Genomic DNA, 598 nt, shown 5'->3' with positions numbered 1-598 from the left:
GATGAGTTTGTTGGATGCCCATATTCCGCAGTTGGTGGCGTCGCAGTCGGCGTTTGCGGCCAAGGCGGGGTTGATGCGCTCGACGATTGGTCAGGCTGAGCAGGAGGCGCTTTCGGCGCAGGCGTTTCATGTGGGGGAGTCCTCGGCGGCGTTTCAGGCTTCGCATGCGCGGTTTGTGGAGGTGGCGGCCAAGGTGAATGCGTTGTTGGATATCGCCCAGGCCAATTTGGGTGATGCGGCGGGCACCTATGTGGCCGCCGATGCGGCTGCGGCTAGTGGCTATACCGGGTTCTGAGAGGGGATTACGTGATGTCGCAGATTATGTACAACTACCCGGCGATGTTGGCCCATGCCGGGGATATGGCCTCCTATGCGGCGACCATGCAGGGGTTGGGTGCCGATATTTCTAGTGAGCAGGCGGCGTTGTCGGGTGCTTGGCAAGGTGATACCGGGATGACCTATCAGGCGTGGCAGGCGCAGTGGAATCAGGCGATGGAGGAGTTGGTGCGGGCCTACCACGGCATGGCGGGCACCCATGAGGCCAACACCATGGCCATGCTGGCCCGCGACCAAGCCGAAGCCGCCAAATGGGGCGGCT

The 598-nt window shown here is 62.4% G+C and carries 2 protein-coding genes; both read left to right on the top strand.

The genetic code is table 11. From position 1 onward, the window contains the following. Position 1 precedes the first annotated feature (1 nt). Entirely contained in the window at positions 2 to 295 is a 294-nt protein-coding gene (gene esxG, locus A5707_RS00155) for a type VII secretion system protein EsxG (protein ID WP_065012512.1), read from the top strand. A 14-nt stretch (positions 296 to 309) separates the two neighbouring features. Beyond that, the coding region (locus tag A5707_RS00150) for a WXG100 family type VII secretion target (protein ID WP_065012511.1) at positions 310 to 598 on the top strand (289 nt) is incomplete at its 3' end.

It is taken from the genome of Mycobacterium kyorinense (genome assembly GCF_001672775.1).
In the GTDB taxonomy this organism is placed as follows: Bacteria; Actinomycetota; Actinomycetes; order Mycobacteriales; family Mycobacteriaceae; genus Mycobacterium; species Mycobacterium kyorinense_A.
This window is presented reverse-complemented; position numbering and strand designations above follow the sequence as displayed.